Raw genomic sequence first — 24648 nt, forward strand, 5'->3', positions numbered from 1 at the left:
TCATTAAAAAGTATAGATAGACTTTTAAGCAGTAATTCTTCGGGTACTGTTTCTAACTACAAGTTCGGTTTCAATAACCTCTTGTGAGGGTGCTTTTACTACTTTTCTATTGATATTTTCTATTGCGATTTGTATTGCTTTTGAACCCATAATTTCAGCTTGTTGCTTAACTGTGGTTACAGAGGGGAAATAGTTTCGTGCTAAATTACCGTCTGTAAAGCCTATAACACTTACATCATTAGGCACCATTAATCCATTTGTGCGCAAAGTATTCATCGTATAAATTGCACTAGATTCATCTGTAGTTAAAATGGCATCTATAACGTTATCGCTTATAAAAGTGTTGAGATTTTCTTCAAGATCAATAAGAGTTGTATTAATTATTTTAGGCAAATTATTTCCGTTTGCTTTAATAGCATCTTCATATCCTGCAAGTCGTTTTTTGCCTACTGAGGTTTTACTTAAACACGACAAGAACGCCACATTTTTACAGCCTATTTCTAACAAATAAGAAGTAGCATCATAAGCCCCTTTATAGTCATTAATAACTACACTGTCACAATCTACTAAAGAACTCACACGGTCAAACATCACTAACGGAATATCATAATAAAGAATGTCATTGAGATGTTCTATTTCTTCAGTCTGCTGGGTTTCTGAAGTAAGACTTATAATAATGGCATCTACCGAAACATCACAAAGCATATTAAGACTTTGTCTTTCTTTTTCAAGCGATTCGTTAGATATACACGTAACTAGATTATAACCATTTTTTCGGGCTTCTTCCTCCATACCCATAAGTACTTTGGCAAAAAAGGTATGTAGTATATTAGGAATAACCACCCCTAAAGTCCTCGTATGGCTATTCTTTAATCCCCTGGCCATCGCATTAGGTCTATACTTTAATTGGCGTGCAGCATTTTTGACAACAATTTTTGTGGCCTCGCTAATTTCTTTACTATCTGCCAGTGCTTTTGATACTGTAGAGATCGAAAGATTTAAATGTTCAGCGATTGCTTTTAAAGTTGTCTTTGTTGCCATTGTTATAGGTTCGTATAATGTGTGTCTGCTAATTTACGTAAAGTTTCTGCAGCCATCTCAGCAGTTATATCTCTTTGTGGAGTTGCAAACATTTCATAGCCTACCATAAATTTTTTAACCGTTGCAGAGCGCAGTAACGGTGGATAGAAAGACATATGAAAATGCCAGGATTCCCAATCCTGACCATCTGTAGGGGCTTGATGTATACCAGAGCTGTATGGAAATGATATTTTGAAAAGGTTATCGTATTTTATGGTAACAGCTTTAATAATTTTCGCATAATCTAAACGCTCCTCTGCATTAAGACTTAAAATATTACGATGTTGTTGCTTAGGAGCAATCATAACCTCATAAGGCCAAACTGCCCAATAGGGAACAAGTGCTATAAAATATTCGGTTTCAAAAATTATACGTTCTTTTAACTCAAGTTCTTCTTTGATATAATCTCCTAAAAGACTGGAGTTATTATTTTGCCAGTACTCGCGTTGTTGTTTGTTTTTCTTAACAACCTCTTGTGGTATTGTGCGTTGTGCCCATATTTGACCGTGTGGGTGTGGATTACTACAGCCCATTATAGCACCTTTGTTTTCAAAAATTTGAACGTGATTGATATCTGTCTTTTCGCTAAGTTGTTTAAACTCGCGTTGCCATAATGCAATAACATCATCAATTGCTTCCACTTGCATAACGGGAAGTGTGAGTGAATGATCTGGTGAGAAACATACCACTTTACAAATACCGCTTTCAGACTCAGCTTTTAAAAGACCCGATTTAAACTTTGCAGCCGGAACATCATTTTTTAATGCTCCAAAATCATTAACAAAAGACCAGGGCTCTGTATAGTTTTCATTTTTATGACCTCCTGCACGTTCGTTACCGGGGCATAAGTAACAATCAGGATCATAACTGGGTCGAACCTCGCTGGTTATTTCTTCTTCTTTTCCCTGCCAGGGGCGCTTTGTTCTATGCGGAGAAACAAGGACCCATTCTCCTGTAAGTATATTGTATCTTCTGTGTGAATTATCATTAAAATCTACCATGGGATTTATACTTTTTTATTTTAAACACGCTCTCCACCGTTTGAAGGCATTGCTGTGAAAGCAGTTAAATTAAGATTGTATTTTTTATAATATGCTTCTTTTGCTGATGCCACGTATTCTTCAACCGCATCTTGATGAATGAGGTTAATAGTGCAACCACCAAAACCACCGCCCATCATTCGGCAACCTAAAATTGCCTCATTATCTTTAGAAAATTCAGTTAAAAAATCAAGTTCTTTACAACTCACTTCATATTTATTTTGAAGCCCGTCGTGCGAAGCGTACATCAGTTTTCCAAAAGTACATAAATCATTGTTTTCTAATGCGGTAGCAGCTTGAGTTACTCGTAGATTTTCTTCAACTACATATTCGCATCGCGCATAGATGGTAGAGTCAAATTCAGATTTATATTCTCTAAGTTGTTCTAGAGAAACATGGCGTAGCGAATCGATCTCGGGATACCATTTTTTAAGCAATGCAACTCCTTTTTCACACTCTTCTCTGCGTACATTATATTCGCTAGTTGAGAGACTATGCGAGACATTTGTGTTTAATAAAAGAAGTTTATAGGGTTCTATAGCAAAAGGTAACATCTCATATTCTAAGCTTTCGCAGTCGAGTTTTATAACATGGTTTTCTACACTCATTACAGATGCAAATTGATCCATAATACCACATTTTGTACCTACGTAGTTATGCTCAGCTAATTGAGAAAGTTTGACGATTTCTAATTTAGTCAGCTTGAGGTCAAAAAGCTCGTTAATACCCATAGCGAGGCCACACTCAAGTGCTGCAGAAGAACTTATGCCTGCTCCCATAGGTAGGTTACTTAACATTAAACAATCAAAACCTTCTAATGATTTGCCTAACTTTTTGATTTCTTCCACTACACCTATAATATAATGCGTCCACTCAGCATCATTAAGGTTAGTATTGTTTAAGTCAAAATTATAAGTCGTGTTATAGTTTAAACTGCTGATGCTACAAAGCGATTTTGAGCCATTTTTTCTTAAATGAAATTGAATCGTTTTATCTATTGCTGTAGGCATTACAAAACCATTATTATAGTCTGTATGCTCACCTATAAGATTCACTCTACCTGGAGAGTTAATCACAACATCTGCTTTAAATTGACCTATCTGGGCAAGGTATTCTGGAGATTGCGCCAGTGAATATTGATTTTGCAAAATATTTTTTATTAGAGTTAAATAGAGTCAGAACAAAGATACATAACTTTAAGCGTAGGTTGTACATTTAAAGTTATTTCATACTATTTTATAGGAAATGGTGTAAAATAACGCTTAAGATACGTGATAGCGTATTTACTAATGTTTTTAAGTTTTTAAATGAACACTTAAAAACGTGTAAATTTTATTATTCAAAGGGTCAATTTGTCACCTTAAATTCATGTAGCATTGCTCAAAATGCGTTACTTTACACCTCGATAAAATAATTACATCGTTTTCTTATAACTGTCTAAAAATGTGCGAAAACGATTTTTTAAATTCTAACCATGACTATAATTTCTTTTTTAGCATTTACAATTTTAGTGGCTCTGGTATCCTGGCTTGCGGTAAGAAAGCAAGACGAAAGTACTTCAGACGGATATTTTTTAGGCGGCAGAAGTTTAACTGCTGGTGTTATTGCGGGATCCTTATTACTTACAAACCTTTCGACAGAACAAATCGTAGGTCTTAACGGAAGTGCCTATAAAGACGGATTGTCTGTAATGGCCTGGGAAACGCTTGCTGCAATATCAATTGTGGTTACCGCTATTTTCCTACTTCCGCGGTATTTAAAAGGAGGTTTAACTACAGTTCCTCAATTTCTAGCGCAACGTTTTGACGTTTCTACAAAAACCATTACCTCTGTTTTGTTTCTATCTGGTTATGTGGTAGTGCTACTTCCGGTAATTTTATACTCGGGATCTGTAGCTTTAAGCGGAATGTTTAATGTGCCAGAACGTTTAGGCGTGTCTGATACCACGGCTTTAGTTATATGTATTTGGGGAATTGGAATTATTGGTTCTATTTATGCCGTTTTTGGAGGTTTAAAGGCAGTAGCCGTTTCTGATAGTATTAATGCAGTAGGTTTAATTATAGGAGGGGTTTTAATACCTGTTTTTGGTTTGATGGCAATAGGTGACGGAAGCGTTATGAATGGTCTGACAGTATTAGTAGATTCTGACCCTGGTCGATTTGACTCTACCGGTGAACCTGGCCAGGAAGTACCTTTTTCTACCATTTTTACAGGTATGATGCTTGTGCAATTATTTTACTGGGGTACAAACCAGCAAATCATTCAGCGAGGTCTGGGAGCAAAAAACCTTGCAGAAGGTCAAAAAGGACTTTTATTAGCTGCATTTTTAAAAATATTGGGTCCTATCATTTTAGTGTTGCCGGGTATGATTGCTTACTATTATTTTGAAGGAGGTCTTTCAAGTAGTGATTTAGCTTATCCTGAATTAGTGCGAGCGGTGTTGCCAAAACCATTAGTAGGTTTCTTTGCAGCCGTACTTTTTGGAGCGATATTAAGTTCATTTAACAGTGTGCTCAACAGTTCGGTTACCTTGTTTGGTATAGATATTTATAAGCAACATGTTAATAAGGAGGCTCCTGAAGCAACGGTAGTTAAATACGGAAAAATATTTGGGGTGTGTCTTGCTTTAGCCGCGATGTTTATCGCACCATTTATAGCAAATGCAGGAAGTTTGTTTAGCTATCTGCAAGAGATAAACGGTATTTACAGTATTCCTATTTTTACAATAATCGTAGTAGGTTATTTAACGAAGAGAGTACCTGCAATAGCAGCAAAAATTGGAATTATTAGTGGGTCATTAATGTATATAATTAGTCAGTTTGTATTAAAACCTAAATTGATAAATGATGCAGTCGAAGCAGCAAAGGCCAGCGGTATTACAGATGCAGAAGCTTTACATATGGTTGAGGTAGGTGCATACCCGCATTATCTACACGTAATGGCAATGCTATTTATAGCAAACATTGTGATTATGCTTATTATAGGTAAGTTATATCCACGGAAAGAACCGTTTGTGTTAGAATATACCAAGCAGGTTTCTATAGAACCTTACAAGTATGTAAAACAAGTAGGTGTTGCGATATGCTTAATTGTAGTAGGTATTTATATATACTTTGCGAAGTAAAGAAGCAAAAACCTATAAAAAAGCCCCACGTCGGGGCTTTTTTTATAGGTTTAAGTTATTTATTAGTAAAAAAACCAGAAATGTCATGTTTAGAAAAGTATTCGTCATTCAGGCGGTAATAGCCTTGTTTGCTTTTTCCACAAATGCACAAACTACCCAGAATGTTTCCGTAGAAAAGTCTATTTGGGGTGTTCAAACCGGGTTACTAGGAATATGGGGAAATAATGAATCAAGACTTTCAGAAACTATCGCATTGCGCTCAGAAATAGGTTTGAATGGAGGTTTTGCCGCGGGTACTTTTGTAGAAGATGGTTTTCAGTGGGTGTTAGCGCCTACTCTAAATATTGAACCCAGGTGGTACTACAATATGAGGAAGCGGGCTGCTAAAGGGAAAATAACAGAAAAAAACACAGCTAATTTTTTCGGTTTAAAAACTGCCTATAATCCTGATTGGTTTTTAATTAGTAGTTCAGCAAATAATTCTGTTATAGAATCGCTAACGATTACCGCTCAATGGGGAATTAAGAGAACGCTCTGGCAACATTTCACGTATGAAGTAGGCCTCGGTTTGGGTTATGGAGTTGAATTTTGGAAGCAAAAGGGTTTTTCTGAAAATGAACACCTTATTGCAGGTAATTTACTTTTGCGCTTGGGATACACGTTTTAAAAACGCTTTTAAAATAAAAAAGACCCGATAAAGGGTCTTTTTTAGTATTAACTTATAAATCTATTATGAATCGAGTAACCCTCGAGAGATTACAATTTTCTGAATCTCTGAAGTACCTTCGTAAATCTGTGTGATTTTTGCATCACGCATAAGACGTTCTACGTGGTATTCTTTTACAAAGCCATTACCACCATGAACCTGTACCGCTTCTACAGAAACATCCATAGCAACTTGAGAGGCATATAACTTTGCTCTGGCGCTTGAGATATCATAGTTATTGCCTTGATCTTTATCCCATGCAGCTTTCATAACCAGATGACGTGCAGCTTCAATAGAGACATCCATATCTGCAAGTTTAAATGCAATAGCCTGGTGGTTGCAGATTTCGGTACCAAAAGCTTTACGCACTTTAGAATAATCGCGTGCCAACTCATAAGCTCCTGCTGCGATACCTAAAGCCTGTGCAGCAATACCTATGCGACCACCACTAAGCGTTTTCATGGCAAACTTAAAGCCAAAGCCATCTTCACCTATTCTATTTTCTTTAGGCACTTTTACATCGTTAAAAATTAGGGAGTGTGTATCGCTACCTCTAATTCCTAATTTTTGCTCTTTAGGGCCTATTTCAAAACCTTCCCAGCCTTTTTCAACAATAAAAGCATTTATTCCTCTGTGCTTTTTGTCTTTATCAGTTTGCGCTATTACCAGATAATAATCTGCAGAGCCGCCATTTGTGATCCAGTTTTTTGTACCATTTAAAATATAATGGTCTCCTTTATCGATTGCGGTAGTTTTTTGAGAAGTAGCATCACTACCGGCTTCGGGTTCACTTAAACAGAATGCGCCTAGTTTTTCTCCTGTAGTAAGTTGAGATAGGTATTTTTCTTTTTGAGCCTGAGTTCCATATTGTGAAAGCCCATAATTAACAAGGCTGTTATTTACAGAAACAATCACAGATGCAGAGGCATCTATTTTAGAAAGTTCTTCCATAACCAGGACATAAGAAATAGTATCCATACCGCCACCGCCAAACTCGGTAGGAGCCATCATACCTAAAAATCCCATGTCGCCCATTTTTTTAATAAGTTCTTTAGGGAAATGTTGTTTTTCGTCGCGCTCTATTACGCCCGGTAACAATTCGTTTTGTGCAAATTCACGAGCTGCATCTCGTATCATTACGTGTTCTTCACTCAAGCTAAAATCCATAACCAATTTTTGATTAATAACTAATTTTTCCTTTATACCTTAGTCTGCAAAATAGTCTATTTACTATGCTTGCATAGTACTTTGCAAAATAAGTCAATTTTATTGTAGAAAATTCAATAAATAAAATTAAATATGGTGAAATTTACGATTTTAATAGAAAATATCTAATATATTAAGAATAGTTATAGTTAAAGAGCCTTGAATAGTACAAGATATACAGTTTTAGGAGTTATGAGTGGTACCTCGCTTGATGGGGTTGACCTTGCGTATATACGATTTACAAAAAAAGATAATTGGGAATATGAGTTACTTGATTGTGAGACAATCGCCTACGAGTCTTCCTGGGTAGTGCGATTGCGTGATGCGGTAAGTCAATCTCGAGATGCGTTACAGGAGCTCGATTTGTTATACACAGAATATCTTGCAAGACTTATAAATGATTTTAGAAAACGACACCCATTAAAAGATCTTGACATTATTGCTTCTCATGGGCATACCATTTTACATCAGCCAGATCAAGGTTATACCTATCAGATAGGTAATTTGCCACAGCTTGCGATGCTCTGCAACACCCTAGTGGTTTGCGATTTTAGGGTTGAAGATGTTGCATTAGGCGGTCAGGGAGCTCCTTTGGTTCCTATAGGAGATGTATTGCTTTTTAATAACTATGGAGCCTGTTTAAATATAGGTGGCTTTGCTAATATTTCGTTTTCAGAAAACGATACGCGTATCGCATATGATATTTGTGCAACAAATATTGTCCTAAATAGTTTAACTACTAAGTTGGGCTTTGATTTTGATAAAGATGGTGAGATTGCGGCATCGGGAACAATTGATCAAGCACTTTTACACAAATTAAATGAGCTTCCGTTTTATAAACAGAACTATCCAAAATCACTAGGACTAGAATGGGTAAAAGCTGTTGTCTTTCCTGTTTTGGAGCAATCAGGATTAGCTATTGAAGATCGTATAGCAACTTATACAGAGCATATGGCTGTTCAACTTGCTCATGTTCTTAAAAACTGTAAAGCTATAACACCATCAAACGGAGTTTTGGTTACCGGTGGTGGTGCCTACAATACGCATTTTATGCAGCGGCTCGAAGAATTATCAGGCTTAAAAATTACAAGGGCAGCTCCTAAAATGGTAGAATTTAAAGAAGCGCTCATCTTTGGTTTTATGGGAGTTTTGCGATTGCGTAACACTATCAACGTGTTGCGTAGTGTGACAGGAGCTTCTAAAGACCACTGTGCAGGAAAGCTGTATTCACCTTAATTTAATACGAAAACTATAGGGAAAACCGCCTAAGTAGTTATATTTGTCAACCTTCTAAATTATTTAATGAAAGAATTACTAAAACGTTACGAAACTAAAGAACCAGAGATCGTTTTTCACTGGAATGACCCCGAGACCGAAGCAGAAGGCTGGACGGTGATCAATTCGTTACGCGGTGGTGCTGCCGGTGGTGGTACGCGCATGCGAAAAGGTCTTGACCGCAATGAAGTGCTTTCGCTTGCTAAAACTATGGAAGTTAAATTCACAGTTTCTGGCCCGGCAATAGGTGGTGCAAAAAGTGGAATTAACTTTGATCCTAACGACCCGCGTAAAAAAGGAGTTTTAGAGCGCTGGTACGCCGCAGTGTCGCCATTACTTAAAAGTTATTACGGTACCGGTGGCGATCTTAATGTAGATGAGATTCATGAGGTTATTCCCATTACTGAAGAAAGTGGTGTTTGGCATCCGCAGGAAGGTGTATTTAATGGCCACTTTAGACCTACCGAGGCAGATAAAATTAACCGTATAGGTCAATTACGACAAGGTGTAATTAAAGTATTGGAGAATCAAAACTTTTCTCCAGATGTATCCAGAAAATATACTGTTGCAGATATGATCACCGGATATGGTGTTGCTGAAGCGGCTAAACATTTTTACGATATTTATGGTGGAAATATCGAAGGGAAAAGAGCTGTAATACAGGGTTTTGGTAATGTAGGTTCTGCCGCAGCTTACTACCTGGCGCAGCAAGGCGCTAAAATTGTGGGAATTATAGATGCCGCAGGCGGACTTATAAAAGAAGAAGGATTTTCTTTTGAGGAAATAAAAGAGCTTTTTCTAAATAAAAACGGAAATAAATTACACGCAGATAATTTGATTCCCTTTGATGAGGTGAATGAAAAGATCTGGACTATTAAAACGGAGATATTTGCACCTTGCGCAGCATCACGCCTGGTTAAAAAAGAGCAGATAGATGCGATGATCAAAGCTGGTCTTGAAGTGATTTCCTGTGGTGCAAACGTGCCATTTGCAGATAAAGAAATTTTCTTTGGTTCTATTATGGAACATACCGATGAGCAAGTTTCGGTTATACCAGATTTTATATCTAATTGTGGTATGGCACGTGTTTTTGCTTATTTTATGGAGCGTCGTGTACAAATGACCGATGAGGCAATTTTTAGCGATACCTCACAAACCATACGTGATGCCATTCAGAATACATACAATCACAATAGCAGTAATAAAAATATTAGCCGCACCGCATTTGAAATAGCATTGCAGCAGCTTATTTAAATAATCATTAACCAACAACTAAACACACATGTTAAAATATTTTTTGGGTAACAGCCCACGCTGGTTTAAGTTAGCCATGGTAGCTTTCTTAGTTTTCAATGTTTTTGCTTACTTCACACTGGGACCTATGGTAACAGCCTGGATTTTTATTGGTGAATTCATCTTTACACTTGCAATGGCTTTGAAGTGTTATCCGCTACAGTCTGGAGGTATACTTGCATTAGAGGCTTTAATATTAGGACTTACTACCCCTGATGCTGCTTATGCAGAAGTTGCTCAAAATCTAGAAGTGGTATTGCTTTTAGTGTTTATGGTAGCTGGTATTTATTTTATGAAGCCGATGCTGATGTTTATTTTCAGTAAGGTGTTTACTAAAATAAAATCAAAAGCTGTTCTCTCTATGCTATTTGTTTTCTTAGCAGCTTTGCTTTCAGCCTTCTTAGATGCTTTAACTGTAACTGCTGTATTAATAAGTGTTGCGGTAGGTTTTTATGGGGTTTATCACAAAATACACTCTAGTGCAACTGCAGATTATGATGAAGATTCTGTATTAGATAGAAAAGCTTTGAGCGGGGAGACTTTAGAGCAGTTTAGAAGTTTTTTACGTAGTTTGATTATGCATGGTGTTGTAGGTACTGCTCTAGGTGGTGTTTGTACACTGGTAGGGGAGCCTCAAAACTTATTAATAGGTGAGAAATTAGGTTGGGAATTTGTTGAATTTTTTCAGCGTATGGCACCTATCACGATACCTGTATTAATTTGCGGTTTATTAACGACTCTTATTCTTGAAAAGACTAAAACCTTTGGTTTTGGAGCAAAACTTCCTGATGTTGCCCGTACTATTATAGAAAAATATACCGAAGAGGAAGATGAGAAACGTACTCCAAAAGAAGCTTTTGGTCTATGGGTGCAAGGAGTTTCAGCGATACTTTTAATATTAAGTTTAGCATTACACTTAGCTCCTGTAGGTTTTATAGGTTTATTCTTAATCGTAGTACAAACTGCATTTATGGGTATTACAGATGAGCACAGTTTAGGTAAAGCTTTTGAAGAAGCATTACCATTTACAGGTCTTTTAGTAGTGTTCTTTGTAATTGTTGCAATGATTCACGATCAGCATCTATTTACACCTATTATAGATTATGTATTAAGCCTTCCTGTAGATGCCCAGCCCTCTATGTTTTATTTAGCAAATGGGGTATTATCCATGATTAGTGATAACGTATTTGTTGCTACGGTTTACATTAATGAAGTTCAGGTTGCTTATGATGCAGGTAATATAACCAGAGAACAGTTTAATCACCTGGCAGTAGCAATTAATACAGGAACGAACCTTCCTAGTGTTGCAACGCCTAATGGTCAGGCAGCATTCTTATTTCTTCTAACTTCTTCACTGGCACCGTTAATTAACTTGTCTTATGGTAAGATGGTGAAGATGGCATTGCCTTATACTATTGTTTTAGGAGGTGTAGGATTAGCAGGAGTTTATTTTCTACTTTAAGCATATAATTAAAATCTAATTTACTCGTTAACCATATAACTAATTAATAAAAACTATGCTTACACTCTTGTTGCAAGAAGGTGCAGATACGCTACCATCACTTGCTGCCGAAGAAGAACCGGTAGAAAAAACCCTTTCTCTTTTTGACTTGTTAATGAGCGGTGGCCTTCCCGGTCAGATCATTATCGTTGTTCTTTTTGTTTTACTTTTTGTAGCAATTTACATTTACTTTGAGCGTCTTTTTGCAATTAAAGCAGCTTCCCAGATGGATAGCAACTTTATGAATCAAATTAAAGATAACGTTGCTAATGGTAACATAGAGGCAGCAAAAATTTTATGTGCACAGCAAAACAGTCCGGTTTCAAGATTAACAGCAAAGGGCATTAGTCGTATTGGTAGTCCGTTAGAAGATATTAATACCGCTATAGAAAACTCTGGTAAGCTTGAGGTTTACAGACTAGAAAAAAATGTGAGTGTTTTAGCCACAATTGCAGGAGTAGGACCTATGATAGGTTTCTTAGGTACTGTTATTGGTATGGTATTGGCATTTCACCAGTTAGCAACAAGCAGTGGTCAGGCAGAAATGGGTAACCTTGCAGAAGGTATTTACACAGCTATGACAACTACCGTCGCAGGTCTTATAGTTGGTATCATAGCATATATGGGATATAACCATCTAGTAGTGCGTACAGATAAAGTAGTACACCAGATGGAGGCTACAGCTGTTGACTTTTTAGACATGTTAAACGAGCCGGCATAATATGAATCTACGCGGAAGAAATAAAGTAAGCCCTGAGTTTAGTATGAGCTCCATGACAGATATTGTATTTCTGTTACTGGTTTTCTTTCTGCTAACGTCACCAGCAATTACGCCAGATGCATTAGATCTTATTTTACCAAAGGCTAAAGGAAAGACCAGTAACCAACAGAACCTATCGGTAAGTATTACTAAAGATCTTGATATTTATGTGAATAAGGAGCGTGTTACTCAAGCTAATCTTGAATCGTTTATTAATAGCGAATTAGTGGGGGTAGAAGATCCTACGATTATATTGAGGGCAGAAGAGGGAGTTCCTATAGAAGAGGCTGTAACCGTTATGGATATTGCAAACCGTAACAAGTATAAGATTGTTTTAGCAGTAAGGCCTAACTAATTATAGGGCGTTACGGCTAAGGCCGTCAGGCTTTCGGCTGTATCTTTTTTAATCTTTTTAATGATAAAAAAAGGATGCCGCCTCTATCCTTAACGCAAACAAGAGCAGCATTTATAACATAAATAATACCCTTAATAAATCGCCATATTGAGCTTTTTAAACACAAAATATAAACGTAAATCCTTTACCATAACAAGCATTTTGTATGCATTGTTATTGGTTGTTTTATTTTTTGCAGGATTAAAATATTTAGATCCACCACCAGAAAGTGGTATTGCTATTAATTTTGGCACTTCAGATGTAGGGTCTGGTACAATTCAGCCTACAGAGGCGATTCAATCTGCTCCTCGTAATGCAACGCCAGAACCTCAAACGCAGCAGTCTACAGAGCTTATTGAGGAAGTAGTTACCCAGGATGTTGAGGAAGCTCCCGTGATTAAAAACGAACCCAAAAAGGAAATAAAAAAACCGGTTACTGAGCAGCCTAAAAAGGTGGTGACAAAACCTGTTGAAGCTAAAAAACCAGATCCTAAACCAGATAAATCTACTACAGATGCGCTTTCAAGCATTCTTAACGGACCAAAAAGTAATGGTACCGCAAGTGGTGGTGAAGGTGATGATAATAAGGCAGGTGATAAGGGTGATCCTAACGGCGATCCTAATGCGTCGAGTTATTATGGTACAGGAAAAGGACTTGATGGTGATGGTAATTACCAATTGGGAGGGCGTAAAGCCTTAAGCAAACCTAAACGTGTGCAAGAATGTAATGAGGCCGGTATTGTGGTTGTGAGCATAGAGGTTGATCGTAATGGGAATGTTATTAAAGCAACTCCGGGAGTACGAGGTACAACAAATAATAGTAGATGTTTATTAGACCCTGCGCGAGCTGCTGCAATGGCAACAAAATTTAATGGAGATACAGATGCTCCATCACGCCAAATAGGCAAAATCGTCTATAAGTTTAGCTTATCAGAATAATGAATTACGATGAAACGCTGCACTGGATGTTTGGGAGACTTCCCATGTTTCAGCGTCAGGGCGCTGCAGCTTATAAAAATAATCTCGATAATATTTTACTTCTAAGTGAGCACTTAGGAAATCCTCACAAGCATTTTAAGAGTATCCATATTGCCGGTACAAATGGCAAGGGCTCAACGAGTCATATGATTGCATCTGTATTGCAGGAAGCGGGCTATTCAACAGGGTTGTATACATCCCCTCACTTAAAAGATTTTAGAGAACGCATTCGGGTTAATGGCGTGATGGCAGAAGAGTCATTTGTAATTCAGTTTATAGAAAAGCATAAGCAGTTTCTCGAAGCGAATGAGCTGTCATTTTTTGAACTTACTGTAGGAATGGCTTTTCAATATTTTGCAGAAAGGCAGGTTGATATAGCTGTTGTAGAAGTAGGACTGGGTGGGCGGCTTGATGCAACTAATATTATAACGCCACTACTTTCGGTTATAACAAACATAGGCTTAGATCATACTGCCTTTTTGGGTACAACTTTATCGCAAATAGCCGGAGAAAAAGCAGGAATTATAAAAAATGGCATTCCGGTAGTTATAGGTGAGCGGCAAGACGATACAACAGCCGTTTTTAAATCTAAAGTCTTACAAAATGAAGCTCCTATATATTATACAGATGAGTCACATTATCCGGAATTAGAGAGTGAGTTAAAAGGTAGTTATCAGCAAAAGAATAAGCAAACTGTACAAAAAGCAATTGAAGTTTTAAATAACACCACAGATTTTAAAATTTCTCAAGTTGCATTAGAAACAGGTATAAAACGTGTAGTCACAAACACCGGTCTGTTAGGAAGATGGCAGGTTCTGCAAGAGTTTGGTCCTAAAATTATTTGTGATACCGGTCATAACGCCGAAGGTTTGATGTATGTCACTGCGCAACTAAAAGAGGAGCAATTTAATCAGCTTCATATTGTATTAGGAGTAGTGTCTGACAAAGAATTGAGTACTGTACTGACGTTATTTCCTAAACACGCGCACTATTATTTTAGCAAACCGGAAGGGCCTCGTGGTCTTGATGAGTCAATTCTACAAGAAAAAGCTGCGCATTTTGATTTGCAAGGAAATAAATATGAAAATATTTCAGAAGCTTTTAAAGCGGCAAAACTTACTTCAAAACCTGATGATCTGATATTTATAGGCGGAAGTACATTTGTAGTTGCAGAAGTGATTTAATTATTTTTAGAAAAAGTGTTTGGTATATTTAAAAGTTGGTTTATATTTGCACCCGCTAAAGGGCAATTAGCTCAGTTGGTTCAGAGCACCTCGTTTACACCGAGGGGGTCGGGGGTTCGAATCCCTCATTGCCCACAAAGGTTTCCAGAATTGGGAACCTTTTTTTATCCCTTAGCAAGAAATAGCAACCAGGTACTGTTTGGTATTTTTAATAAGGTTTTACAATTACGCCTCTATTAGGGCAATTAGCTCAGTTGGTTCAGAGCACCTCGTTTACACCGAGGGGGTCGGGGGTTCGAATCCCTCATTGCCCACAAAAGGCTTCACAGAAATGTGAAGCCTTTTTTTATTGAATAAATTTAGGATAAGAATTTGCCGAACCATCAGGACTTCTTTTCATGCCAATTATATAATATAAAATAATTGAGTTCTCAACTAAAAAGGCTTCCGTTTTTAGGAAGCCTTTCTGCTGTGATTTTCTGTTATTTTTTATTGTGTTCCATTAAATAGTTAGTGAGAAGCGTGTATAAATGCCTTCTGGTATTTTTGCCTTCGTAAATGCCGTGAGATCGGTTAGGATAGGCCATCATCGTAAATTGCTTATTGTTTTTGATGAGTTCATTTACAAGATACTCCATATTCTGATAATGCACATTGTCATCGCCGGTGCCGTGTACGATAAGTAAATTACCTTCTAGATTTTTTGCAAAAGTAGCGGGCGAACCATTTACAAAATCTTCTTTATTTTCCTGCGGAAGTCCCATATAACGTTCTTGATAAACATTGTCATAAAATAGCTGATTGGCCACAGCTGCAATAGCCATTCCTGTTTTATAAATCTCAGGATATTTAAACATTAAATTGAGCGTCATAGAGCCACCACCGCTCCATCCCCAAACTGAAACACGGTCAGCATCCAGGTAATTCCATTTTTTCAGGAGCTCTTTAGTCGCCATAGCCTGATCGCGGGCATTGATAATACCTACCTTGCGGTAGATAGATTTGCGCCAAGCGCTTCCTTTTAGCGATGGTGTACCTCTATTATCTAAATTGACGATGACGTATCCTTTTTGGGCTAAGAATATATCGTAGGTGCCTATCCACATATCTGTGGCCATTTGTCCCCAGGGTTCCCCATACACGTGAAAAAGAACCGGATATTTTTTTGAAGCGTCAAAATTTACAGGTTTAGTAATTCTGCCTTCTACAACGACACCATCTTCTGTTGCAACCTGAAAAAAGCTAGTTTCCGGAAGCTTCAGATTTGCTAAATGTTTTTTTAATGGTGCGTTATCTACGAGGGTTTTTATGGTTTTATGACTGGGCAAATGAATTAAACGAACTGTAGTAGGTGTATTAGCATCTGTATGACTGTGAATAGCAAAATTTCCGTTTGGGGCAATTTGATAAGTATTTACCCCACTATATTCTTTTGGTGTTAGGCGTTTTGGAGTTTCTTTTCCGTTTAGAGATGTGTTGTATAAATAGCGTTGCGCAGTATTTTCCGGCGAAGCCGAAAAGTAAACAGCTGTATCTGTTGCGGTGTAAAATGCAGCAACATCATATTCTCCCGGAGTAAGTAGCGTTTTTGCTCCGGTTTTAAAATTCACTTTGTAAATATGACGCCACGCATCATTTTCAGTCATACGTAAGAAGGCCGATTTGTCTGGTGTAAGTAACAGGTCGTTTTTGCCCCATTGATTTGCAGAAATATCCGGATAATCTAAATCAACCCAGGTTTCTTCAGTTTCAGTGTAGACGGTTTTTAATTCTTCCGTAGCAGGAGCATAGGTGTAAATAACAAGCTTATTTTGTTTACGGTTTAATTGCTGAATTAAAAGCAAATCATTGCTTATCCATTGTATTGCCGGTAAATAATGTTGAACAGGATCTCCCGGAATGGGAATCCATTTAGTTTCCTGAGTGCCTGTATTTACCAATCCCAGCCGGGCAGATGATGGGTTATAACCTACCTTAGGATATTGTAATGGTATAGGTTGTGAATACACTGAGTCTGTAGTGTTAATCATGTAAAAGGTTTCAATCTCTGAAGCATCGAGTTGCCAGTAGGCAATTTGAGAAGCGTCTGGGCTCCATCTAAAACCGTCGCGGGCACCAAATTCTTCCTCATACACCCAGTCAAATGTGCCGTTTATGATATCACCGGTGCCATCTTGAGTGAGTTGTAATACCTCGCCGGTTTTAAAGTTTTCTTTGTAAATATTAAAGCCAGAAACATAGGCGACATACCTGTTGTCTTCAGAGAACTTCGCAAACATTAAAGAAGATGCCTGAAGCTGTGTTCCCAATTGTTTGAGTTTGTTAGTGTCAAAGTCGTAAACCCAATAGTCACCTTTGGTGTTAGAGCGCCATACGCGGCTTGTATTTGTAAAAATGAGTACTTTGCTTTCATCTTTAGAAAGACTAAAATCTGCAATAGACAGGCTTTTTGAAGCTAAAGCAGGTGTTAGTGTAGCTGCATTTAAATAGGTGGCTTGCCCGTTAGTTTTACTGCTGTATTTTATAAGTTCATCTGCGCCAGATGCATTTTGTTCAACCGTTATAAAAGCAGCTCCGTTATTGATCCAGAATATAGGTCGGGCACTTTCTGAATTAAATTCATTTGAGGTGTAAATACGATCTAGAGATAACAGGCTCAAATCATTTTCCTGAGCTATAAGCTGAACGTTGAATAGCATTGCAAGTGCTAAAGCAAACCAGGTGAATTTATTCTTCATAGATTAAAAGTTTCTAAGATTTTCAATTGCTTCTGCAGTTTTTGCTAGAGGTTCTCCCAAAATTGTACTTCCGGTAGCTGTAATGACAAGGTCTTCTTCAACCCGTACACCACCAAATGTTTTAAACTTTTCTACCGCATCATAGTTTACAAAATCAGTATACATTCCTTGGGCTCTGCGCTCATCAATTAAAAAAGGATTAAAATACAAACCAGGTTCAACGGTAAGTACGAAGTCTTTTTTTAATTCTTTACCTAAACGCAACGACTTTAGACCAAAGGCTGTGCTTTTTTTAAGTTCAGGAGTATAACCTACATATTCTTCGCCCAGATTTTCCATATCGTGTGTATCCAGACCCATCATATGACCTAAACCACATTGAAAAAACAACGTGTGAGCGCCTGCGACAACCGCATCATCTGCATTTCCTTTCATAAGTTTTAGATCAATGAGTCCTTCAACTAATTTTTTTGAAGCCAGAAGATGCACATCAAGAAATTTAATTCCCGGTTTTAGGGCGGCTATTGCTGTATTGTGTGCGTGAAGCACCACATTGTAAATATCTTTTTGAATCGGACTAAAACGCTTTCCTGCCGGAAAGGTACGTGTCATATCACCTGCATAACCCATCACATTCTCTGCGCCACAATCACATAAAACCAGATCACCATCCTTAAGAATTGTTGTAGAAGCGTGGTTGTGCAAGTACTGCCCGTCTTTAGTTAAAATTATAGGAAACGAGGTATTGCCGCCTCCTGCGATAGCAATTGCCTGTAGCTTACCGGCAATCTCCATCTCACTCATACCAGGTCTGGTATGTTGCATCGCAAATTTATGCATAGCTGCGGTCGTGTTAACAGCCTGCTCAATCTCTATAAGTTCTTCTGGGGTTTTCAACTCGCGGAGCGCAACAATAGCTCTTATAAGTGCAACAGATTTTCTGGTTTCTAGTTCGCCTAACGGAATATTTAAGAGTTGACTAAGTTCTATTTTTTGAGCAGCACGATAGGGTGGAAGGTAATGTACGTTTTGACCTTTCTTTATTTGAGAACTGATGTACTTTGAAAGTTCAGATTTTGATTTGACTGTGCTGAAACCAGATTTTTGAGCAAATGACTCTAAGGGTTCTTTTGCTCCCGTCCATACCATTTCTTCGGCAGTAGGATTGTCGCCAAATAGAATCTCATCATTATCATCTATGTTTATTACAAAGTATAAATCTGGAATTTGAGTGATTCCTGTAAAATAGCTAAAAGTGCTGTCTTGTTTAAACGCATACCAGTTGTCTTTGTAGTTCATTGAACTTTCACCATTACCCGGAAAAATTATTAAGCCAGAGCCCAGTGATTTTTTTAAAACAGAACGACGCTGTTTGTAGGTGTCTTTAGAAAACATAAAGCTGTATAGTTTGTAAGGAGTTACAAACTCCTTTGTGATTTAAAATGAAAGGTGATTTAAAGCGTCAAATTATCAAATAGATACTGAAGTTCTTCGTATATATTGACTAATTCTTGTCTTTTATTAGCTAATTCGTGTAGCTGTTTATTAAATCTTAAAATTTAATAGCACTTTGTATCTCGTGAATTTTAAAGGAAACTCGATATGTTTATATAAAGACCACATACTAAATGATCTTGAAATAAGTTCTCTATGAAAGTGAATATTTCTAAAAAGGCTAAATGAAACAAAAAAGTTAGTTCATTCTAAATGAAAAGGAGTTTTTATAGCGCTGTATTTGTTTTGTTTTAGCTGTTTTATACGAATGTTGAATTTTATCTAAATTACTTAAATTGCATTTTAGCGATATAATTTGTTTTTTAACCTAAATTTGATTGCATTAAATAGCATAACCCCAACTTATAATGATTAATAAAAAGTTTCTCTTTTGGAGTACATTTTTAATACTCCTAATTTCTTTGTCATTATCTACCCATAACTTTGATTCTCAAAATAGGGTAAAATCACCTACTGCAGTTAATGTGACCGGTGCAGTTGCCGGAGTGACTAAGCAAGAGAAAGAGCTTTTTAAAATGCGTAAAAATGCTATTAATATAGCTCTAGCAAATTATTTTAAAAAAGCCATTGATCAACAGCTAATTGTAGGAGCAGGCGTAAGTGTAGTCTCAGGTGATTCTATATTGTTTAATGGAGGGTTTGGGATGCGTAGCTTTTCTAAATTAGATTCAGTAAATGCACAGACGGTTTTTAGATTGGGTTCGTTATCAAAAGGATTCACAGGGGTTCTAGCCGGTATAGAAGTAGCAGAAGGTAACTTAAGTTGGGACGACAAACTTGCAACGGCATTGCCGCAATTTCATTTAAAAAATAAATTGAATGAGCAGGCTATAACCCTATCTAATGTTTTGTCTCATACAACGGGAGTTCCTTATCACTGCTATACTAATCTTGTAGAGGCAGGACTTGCAATGTCTCAAATTGCTGAAAAGTTTAAGGTTATAAACACCATTTCAAAACCGGGAGATCTGTATAGCTATCAAAATGCAATGTTTGCTCTCAGTGGTGAGATGATGCAGGCCGCTACCGGGCAGAGTATTCAGCATTTGCTTAAGAATAAAATTTTCAGCCCCTTAAATATGAAAACGGCATCTACAGATTATGATGCGATGATTAATACAGATAATTATGCGTTTCCTCACAAAAACACAGCAAAAGGGTGGATGCAAATCCCGGTAAATAAAAAGTATTACAATGCGGTGCCTGCAGGTGGTATAAATGCGAGCGCAGAAGACATGGCAAAGTGGATGCACTTTTTGCTGGGACACGAAGAGTCTGTTTTGACCAAATCTGACTTACAATCGGTATTTACTCCACAAATAGAAATGCTTGAGGGTCGAAAGTATTATCAGCGTTGGAAAGGGCATTTGAAGTCATCTTACGCTTATGGGTGGAGAATACACGACTTTATAAATGCAGAAACCGGGGTTGAAACCAGTATGATTCATCACGGGGGCTCTGTAAGTAATTTTAGAAATGAAATCGCCCTTTATCCTTCAGAAGATTTTGGTGTTTGCGTACTTTTTAATAGTATGACTCCTTTAGCTACTTCGGTAATCCCAGACCTACACGATATTGTTCAAAATATAATGAATATGCCGGCTAGTCAATTTGGCTTGTCAGAACTCGTAAGCCTATAGTTTGAGGGCAAATTCTGCTAATTTTAGAGCATTCTATCTACTTAAATTAAGTTCGTAAAATCTTCTTTTCCGTAAATCGCTTTAACATTTTTCAAGTGCTTATCAATCCATAAATAGCACATTCAAATAAAATTCGTAGAATTTTTGCTGTTCATTTAATGATTTACAGTTTTTTTTAAGTGATTCTTCTTCGGGTATAATTAAAGTTAATCTGTAATTAGGGGTGTAGTATATAACGTAAATTAGGCGAGTTATATATGATTTTTGTATTTTAAAATCGAAATTAAAAGTTATGCAAAAACCCAACGAGCGATTAAAGGGACAGACAGCTATAGTTACAGGGTCAAGTTCTGGAATTGGAGCTGCAGTAGCAATTGCATTAGGCAGGGACGGAGCTAATGTTGTAGTTAATTACAACTCTTCAGATAAGGGAGCAAAAGAAGTTGCTAAACAAATTAATGAAGATAGCACTTGTGGTGAAGCTATTGTTGTACAATGTGATGTTAGCAAAGAAGATGAGGTGCAGCAGATGTTTAAGGAAACCATTAGTAAATTTGGTACCGTAGATATTTTAGTTGCCAATGCAGGCTTACAAAAAGATGCTCCGCTACACGAGATGACGCTTGAAGACTGGCAGCTAGTTATAGATGTAAATCTCACCGGGCAGTTCTTATGTGCTCGAGAAGCGTTACGCGAATTTATGCGCAGAGGTATGCGACCCGAAGTCTCAAAATCTTTAGGTAAAATTATACATATGAGCTCTGTTCATCAAATAATTCCCTGGGCAGGACATACTAACTATGCAGCTTCTAAAGGTGGGCTAGTTATGCTAATGGAGAGTATTTGTCAGGAATATGCCCCTTTAAAAGTAAGGTGTAACAGCATTGCGCCGGGTGCTATTAAAACGCCTATTAACAAAGAAGCCTGGCAAACACCAGAGGCTTTGCAAGAATTAAATAAATTAATACCGTATAAACGCATAGGCGTACCTGATGATATAGGAAGCGCAGCCGCCTGGCTGGCTTCAGATGAATCAGAATATATTAATGGCACTACTCTTTTTGTAGATGGGGGAATGACGTGCTATCCAGGATTTACAACAAATGGCTAAGAAAAATACAGAAGAACAAAAGCGCCTTGATGCGCACTATTCAGATAAAGAAGACTGGTTACACTGGGGGCCTTACCTAAGTGAGCGACAATGGGGTACCGTAAGAGAGGATTACAGTCCCGGAGGTGATGCCTGGGGTTATTTTACACACGATCAGGCTCGTAGTCGGGTTTATCGTTGGGGAGAAGATGGTTTAGCAGGTTTTACAGATCGCTATTGTAACATTTGTTTTGGTCTTTCTTTATGGAATGGGAAAGATAAAATCTTAAAAGAGCGTCTATTTGGTCTTACAGGTCCTGAGGGTAATCACGGCGAAGATGTGAAAGAGTTGTATTATTATTTAGAGAATACGCCCACGCACTCTTATATGAAGCATTTGTATAAGTATCCTCAGAAAGAATTTCCGTATGGAGAGTTAGTAAAATCTAATAAAAACAGAACACGGCAAGAACTTGAATATGAACTTCTAGACACCGGCCTGTTTAATAAGAATGAATATTTTGATGTAGTTACCGAGTATGCAAAAGCAGGGCCAGATGATATTTGCATAAAAATTTCGGTAACAAATCGCAATTCTAAAGAAGCAGAATTACACGTGTTGCCTACACTGTGGGTGCGTAATTTTTGGGATTTTAGAGAAATGCCCTTTAAGCCTTCAATTCAAAAAAGTAAAGCAAGAAAAAATCCTTCAGTCCAAATAAAACACCCCTATACAGGAGAATATAATTTTTTCTTTCAGAAGCCAGATCATTTGCTGTTTACTGAAAATGAAACCAATGAAGAGAAGCTGTATTTACAGCCTAATGATCACCCGTATAAGAAAGATTTTTTTCACAATACTGTAGTTAAAAACGATTATCGTTTAGCGAAAAAAAAACAAGAAGGAACCAAGTTTGCACCGCATTATAGCCGTAAATTAAAGGGAGGTGAAACTGTAGTTTTTAAATTGAGATTAACCTCTGGCGAACCCAAAGATGCTTTTGACAAAAATTTTGATCAGTTATTTGTAACCAGGGCGCAGGAGTGTGCAGACTTTTATGAGGGTATTAAATCTGTAGCTAATCCTGAAGCTAAAAATATTCAGCGACAGGCATTTGCCGGATTATTGTGGTCAAAACAATATTACAATTACGAAGTAGAGCAGTGGTTAAAAGGAGATCCTAAAGTGTCTACACCACCTAAAGAGCGTCAACATGGGCGCAATAGTACCTGGAAAACATTACGTAATCACGATATTCATTTAATGCCAGATGCCTGGGAATATCCCTGGTATGCCGCCTGGGATAGTGCGTTTCATTGCATTACAATGGCCTATATTGATCCTGATTTTGCTAAAAAGCAATTGCTGCTGTTTACAAAAGAATGGTATATGGCGCCTAATGGCCAAATTCCCGCTTATGAGTGGAACTTTAGTGATGTGAATCCGCCTACTCAAGCATTTGCAGCTTTGCAGATTTTTAAAATAGAACGGGACAGCGCGGGAAAATCTGATATAGATTTTCTGAAACGAATCTTCAATAAACTCTCGTTGAATTTTACCTGGTGGGTAAATCAGGAAGATCGAAAGCAAAATAATGTCTTTCAGGGTGGATTTTTAGGTTTAGATAATATTGGGGTATTTGACCGAAGCAGTGGTATTCCCGGCAATGCACATTTAGAGCAGGTAGATGGTACCTCGTGGATGGCGTTGTATTGCTTAAATATGTTAGAGATAAGTATTAAAATAGCTCTAGAAGACAGCTCATACGAGGAGATGTGTACTAAGTTTTTTGGGCATTTTATCTTTATAGCTGAAGCACTTAATAAACGTAGTGAGAAATATGTGGGGACCTGGGATGAAGAAGAAGGATTTTTCTATGATAAGTTGGTATTTCAAGACGGGACCTATCAACCCATAAAAGTGCGATCTATTGTAGGGATGATGTCATTAGTAGCAGTACTGCATATTAGTAAAGCAACGCTAGATAGATTACCTAATTTTAAATACAGCGTTGACTGGTTTAGAAAATACCGAATGAAAAACCTGAAGTATATGGTTATTCAGGAATTTTCTGATGAATCTGATCTATTGCTGGCACTGGTTCCTAAAGACCGACTACAGATTCTATTAAAAACTATGTTTGATGAAAAGGAGTTTTTAAGTAATCAGGGAATACGATCCCTTTCAAAAATACACGAGACAACCTATTCGATAGATATAGCAAATACGAGTTATGATATAAAATATGAACCTGCAGAGTCAGAATCTTCTATGTTTGGGGGCAATTCTAATTGGCGTGGACCTGTATGGATGCCGTTTAATTATCTTTTTACAACCGCTCTAAAAGAGTTTAGAGATTACTATGGTAGTGATTTAGAGTTAGAATATCCTACCGGAAGCGGTAACATAATGGGATTAGAAGCGATAAGAAAAGATTTAATGAGGCGCTTAATTAGTATTTTTCAGGAAGATGAGCACGGCGACAGGCCTGTAAATGCTTTACATAAGGAAACGTATAGAGATCCTAATTTTAAAGACCTTATTTTATTTTACGAGTATTTTCACGGAGATACCGGTAGGGGTATAGGAGCTTCTCATCAAACGGGATGGACTGCCCTTGTCGCAAATATGATAGACGAGATTTATTAATTTAATTGGTATACAATGAAAACTGCTTGGTACCTAATACTAGTACTTTTTACAATGAATTTAGCTTCAGCACAAAATTTTGAATTTAATAAAGATCACGATGCCCTATTGGTAAAAGACCTTGATAAGGCAGCTTCATTTTACCGGGATATACTGGGTTTAAAGGAAATTGACAATGCAGGTCTTGGTCCTAAATTCAAATGGTTTGAATTAGAAAACAAAGTGCAAATACATCTAATTGAAAGCGAAGAATTATTTAAACCACATAAAGGTGTGCATCTAGCTCTTAACGTAAATGACCTTGATGGTTTTATGGCTTTCTTAATTGAAAAGAAGGTTCATTTTGAAAATTGGCCCGGAGAAAAAAAGGTAACTAATACCCGCCCAGACGGTGTGCGGCAAATTTATTTTACAGACCCTGACGGATACTGGATAGAAGTAAATACTAATAAATTATAGAATAAAAATACGCTA

Annotated in this window: 19 protein-coding genes and 2 tRNA genes; 15 read left to right on the forward strand and 6 right to left on the reverse strand. The window is 37.3% G+C overall.

What is annotated here, in order from left to right; genetic code table 11:
• Positions 1 to 24: 24 nt before the first annotated feature.
• From P164_RS16960 to galK, 3 genes are read right to left on the reverse strand one after another with little or no spacing between them, the layout of a single operon-like run.
• The gene (locus P164_RS16960; protein ID WP_028377514.1) at positions 25 to 1041 is read right to left on the reverse strand and encodes a LacI family DNA-binding transcriptional regulator; all 1017 of its coding nucleotides are present in this window, start codon (positions 1039 to 1041) and stop codon (positions 25 to 27) included.
• A gap of 2 nt (positions 1042 to 1043) precedes the next feature.
• On the reverse strand, positions 1044 to 2081 hold the full coding sequence (locus P164_RS16965; RefSeq protein ID WP_035899963.1) for a UDP-glucose--hexose-1-phosphate uridylyltransferase: 1038 nt from the start codon (positions 2079 to 2081) through the stop codon (positions 1044 to 1046).
• Positions 2082 to 2101: 20 nt separating this feature from the next.
• Positions 2102 to 3268: a galactokinase gene (gene galK, locus P164_RS16970; protein ID WP_028377516.1), complete on the reverse strand. Its 1167-nt coding sequence runs from the start codon at positions 3266 to 3268 to the stop codon at positions 2102 to 2104.
• Positions 3269 to 3594: 326 nt separating this feature from the next.
• On the opposite strand from galK, the gene P164_RS16975 reads away from it, so the two are divergent.
• Positions 3595 to 5244, forward strand: coding sequence for a solute:sodium symporter family transporter (locus tag P164_RS16975; protein ID WP_028377517.1), 1650 nt, complete (start codon positions 3595 to 3597; stop codon positions 5242 to 5244).
• 85 nt (positions 5245 to 5329) lie between these two features.
• The gene (locus P164_RS16980) at positions 5330 to 5911 is read left to right on the forward strand and encodes a hypothetical protein (RefSeq protein ID WP_234405878.1); all 582 of its coding nucleotides are present in this window, start codon (positions 5330 to 5332) and stop codon (positions 5909 to 5911) included.
• A gap of 63 nt (positions 5912 to 5974) precedes the next feature.
• Here P164_RS16980 and P164_RS16985 read toward each other — a convergent pair whose 3' ends face one another.
• On the reverse strand, positions 5975 to 7117 hold the full coding sequence (locus tag P164_RS16985) for an acyl-CoA dehydrogenase (RefSeq protein ID WP_028377519.1): 1143 nt from the start codon (positions 7115 to 7117) through the stop codon (positions 5975 to 5977).
• 198 nt (positions 7118 to 7315) lie between these two features.
• Between P164_RS16985 and P164_RS16990 the strand changes: the two genes are divergently transcribed.
• From P164_RS16990 to P164_RS17030, 9 genes are all read left to right on the forward strand, one after another.
• Positions 7316 to 8392 (forward strand): anhydro-N-acetylmuramic acid kinase, encoded by a 1077-nt coding sequence (locus tag P164_RS16990; RefSeq protein ID WP_028377520.1) that lies wholly within the window; start codon positions 7316 to 7318, stop codon positions 8390 to 8392.
• Positions 8393 to 8458: 66 nt separating this feature from the next.
• A complete protein-coding gene (locus P164_RS16995; RefSeq protein WP_028377521.1) occupies positions 8459 to 9685 on the forward strand; it encodes a Glu/Leu/Phe/Val dehydrogenase dimerization domain-containing protein in 1227 nt (408 codons plus the stop codon).
• Positions 9686 to 9713: 28 nt separating this feature from the next.
• Positions 9714 to 11186 (forward strand): sodium/proton antiporter NhaB, encoded by a 1473-nt coding sequence (gene nhaB, locus P164_RS17000; RefSeq protein ID WP_028377522.1) that lies wholly within the window; start codon positions 9714 to 9716, stop codon positions 11184 to 11186.
• Positions 11187 to 11241: 55 nt separating this feature from the next.
• On the forward strand, positions 11242 to 11946 hold the full coding sequence (locus P164_RS17005) for a MotA/TolQ/ExbB proton channel family protein (RefSeq protein WP_028377523.1): 705 nt from the start codon (positions 11242 to 11244) through the stop codon (positions 11944 to 11946).
• Between the two features lies 1 nt (position 11947).
• The gene (locus P164_RS17010) at positions 11948 to 12340 is read left to right on the forward strand and encodes an ExbD/TolR family protein (RefSeq protein ID WP_028377524.1); all 393 of its coding nucleotides are present in this window, start codon (positions 11948 to 11950) and stop codon (positions 12338 to 12340) included.
• 147 nt (positions 12341 to 12487) lie between these two features.
• Complete coding sequence (locus P164_RS17015; protein WP_028377525.1) at positions 12488 to 13318, forward strand: energy transducer TonB; 831 nt, start codon at positions 12488 to 12490, stop codon at positions 13316 to 13318.
• On the forward strand, positions 13318 to 14541 hold the full coding sequence (locus P164_RS17020) for a bifunctional folylpolyglutamate synthase/dihydrofolate synthase (RefSeq protein WP_028377526.1): 1224 nt from the start codon (positions 13318 to 13320) through the stop codon (positions 14539 to 14541). Before P164_RS17015 ends, P164_RS17020 begins: the two co-directional genes overlap by 1 nt.
• A gap of 60 nt (positions 14542 to 14601) precedes the next feature.
• Positions 14602 to 14676, forward strand: a tRNA-Val gene (locus P164_RS17025).
• A gap of 104 nt (positions 14677 to 14780) precedes the next feature.
• Positions 14781 to 14855: transfer RNA gene (locus P164_RS17030), tRNA-Val, on the forward strand.
• Positions 14856 to 15023: 168 nt separating this feature from the next.
• On the opposite strand, the gene P164_RS17035 is transcribed toward P164_RS17030, so the two are convergent.
• A complete protein-coding gene (locus tag P164_RS17035; protein WP_028377527.1) occupies positions 15024 to 17279 on the reverse strand; it encodes a S9 family peptidase in 2256 nt (751 codons plus the stop codon).
• Between the two features lie 3 nt (positions 17280 to 17282).
• Positions 17283 to 18674 carry an aminopeptidase P family protein gene (locus P164_RS17040; protein ID WP_028377528.1) on the reverse strand — a complete coding sequence of 464 codons (1392 nt, stop codon included), beginning with the start codon at positions 18672 to 18674 and terminating at the stop codon, positions 17283 to 17285.
• Between the two features lie 467 nt (positions 18675 to 19141).
• Here P164_RS17040 and P164_RS17045 point away from each other — a divergent pair, with 467 nt between their 5' ends.
• From P164_RS17045 to P164_RS17060, 4 genes are all read left to right on the forward strand, one after another.
• Positions 19142 to 20434, forward strand: coding sequence for a serine hydrolase domain-containing protein (locus P164_RS17045; protein WP_028377529.1), 1293 nt, complete (start codon positions 19142 to 19144; stop codon positions 20432 to 20434).
• 292 nt (positions 20435 to 20726) lie between these two features.
• Positions 20727 to 21545: an SDR family oxidoreductase gene (locus tag P164_RS17050; RefSeq protein ID WP_028377530.1), complete on the forward strand. Its 819-nt coding sequence runs from the start codon at positions 20727 to 20729 to the stop codon at positions 21543 to 21545.
• Positions 21538 to 24174 (forward strand): MGH1-like glycoside hydrolase domain-containing protein, encoded by a 2637-nt coding sequence (locus P164_RS17055; protein WP_028377531.1) that lies wholly within the window; start codon positions 21538 to 21540, stop codon positions 24172 to 24174. The genes P164_RS17050 and P164_RS17055 overlap by 8 nt, the downstream gene beginning before the upstream one ends.
• 15 nt (positions 24175 to 24189) lie before the next feature.
• Positions 24190 to 24633, forward strand: a complete 444-nt coding sequence (locus P164_RS17060; protein WP_028377532.1) for a VOC family protein — start codon at positions 24190 to 24192, stop codon at positions 24631 to 24633.
• Positions 24634 to 24648 lie beyond the last annotated feature (15 nt).

Source organism: Leeuwenhoekiella sp. MAR_2009_132, from assembly GCF_000687915.1.
Classification (GTDB): domain Bacteria; phylum Bacteroidota; class Bacteroidia; order Flavobacteriales; family Flavobacteriaceae; genus Leeuwenhoekiella.

Excerpts from the sequence above, each read along its gene's own strand:
- P164_RS16960 (WP_028377514.1), bottom strand. The coding sequence starts at position 1,041 with ATGGCAACAAAGACAACTTTAAAAGCAATCGCTGAACATTTAAATCTT.
- P164_RS16965 (WP_035899963.1), bottom strand. The coding sequence starts at position 2,081 with ATGGTAGATTTTAATGATAATTCACACAGAAGATACAATATACTTACA.
- P164_RS16975 (WP_028377517.1), top strand. The coding sequence starts at position 3,595 with ATGACTATAATTTCTTTTTTAGCATTTACAATTTTAGTGGCTCTGGTA.
- P164_RS16980 (WP_234405878.1), top strand. The coding sequence starts at position 5,330 with ATGTTTAGAAAAGTATTCGTCATTCAGGCGGTAATAGCCTTGTTTGCT.
- P164_RS16985 (WP_028377519.1), bottom strand. The coding sequence starts at position 7,117 with ATGGATTTTAGCTTGAGTGAAGAACACGTAATGATACGAGATGCAGCT.
- P164_RS16995 (WP_028377521.1), top strand. The coding sequence starts at position 8,459 with ATGAAAGAATTACTAAAACGTTACGAAACTAAAGAACCAGAGATCGTT.
- nhaB (WP_028377522.1), top strand. The coding sequence starts at position 9,714 with ATGTTAAAATATTTTTTGGGTAACAGCCCACGCTGGTTTAAGTTAGCC.
- P164_RS17005 (WP_028377523.1), top strand. The coding sequence starts at position 11,242 with ATGCTTACACTCTTGTTGCAAGAAGGTGCAGATACGCTACCATCACTT.
- P164_RS17010 (WP_028377524.1), top strand. The coding sequence starts at position 11,948 with ATGAATCTACGCGGAAGAAATAAAGTAAGCCCTGAGTTTAGTATGAGC.
- P164_RS17020 (WP_028377526.1), top strand. The coding sequence starts at position 13,318 with ATGAATTACGATGAAACGCTGCACTGGATGTTTGGGAGACTTCCCATG.
- P164_RS17035 (WP_028377527.1), bottom strand. The coding sequence starts at position 17,279 with ATGAAGAATAAATTCACCTGGTTTGCTTTAGCACTTGCAATGCTATTC.
- P164_RS17040 (WP_028377528.1), bottom strand. The coding sequence starts at position 18,674 with ATGTTTTCTAAAGACACCTACAAACAGCGTCGTTCTGTTTTAAAAAAA.
- P164_RS17045 (WP_028377529.1), top strand. The coding sequence starts at position 19,142 with ATGATTAATAAAAAGTTTCTCTTTTGGAGTACATTTTTAATACTCCTA.
- P164_RS17050 (WP_028377530.1), top strand. The coding sequence starts at position 20,727 with ATGCAAAAACCCAACGAGCGATTAAAGGGACAGACAGCTATAGTTACA.
- P164_RS17055 (WP_028377531.1), top strand. The coding sequence starts at position 21,538 with ATGGCTAAGAAAAATACAGAAGAACAAAAGCGCCTTGATGCGCACTAT.
- P164_RS17060 (WP_028377532.1), top strand. The coding sequence starts at position 24,190 with ATGAAAACTGCTTGGTACCTAATACTAGTACTTTTTACAATGAATTTA.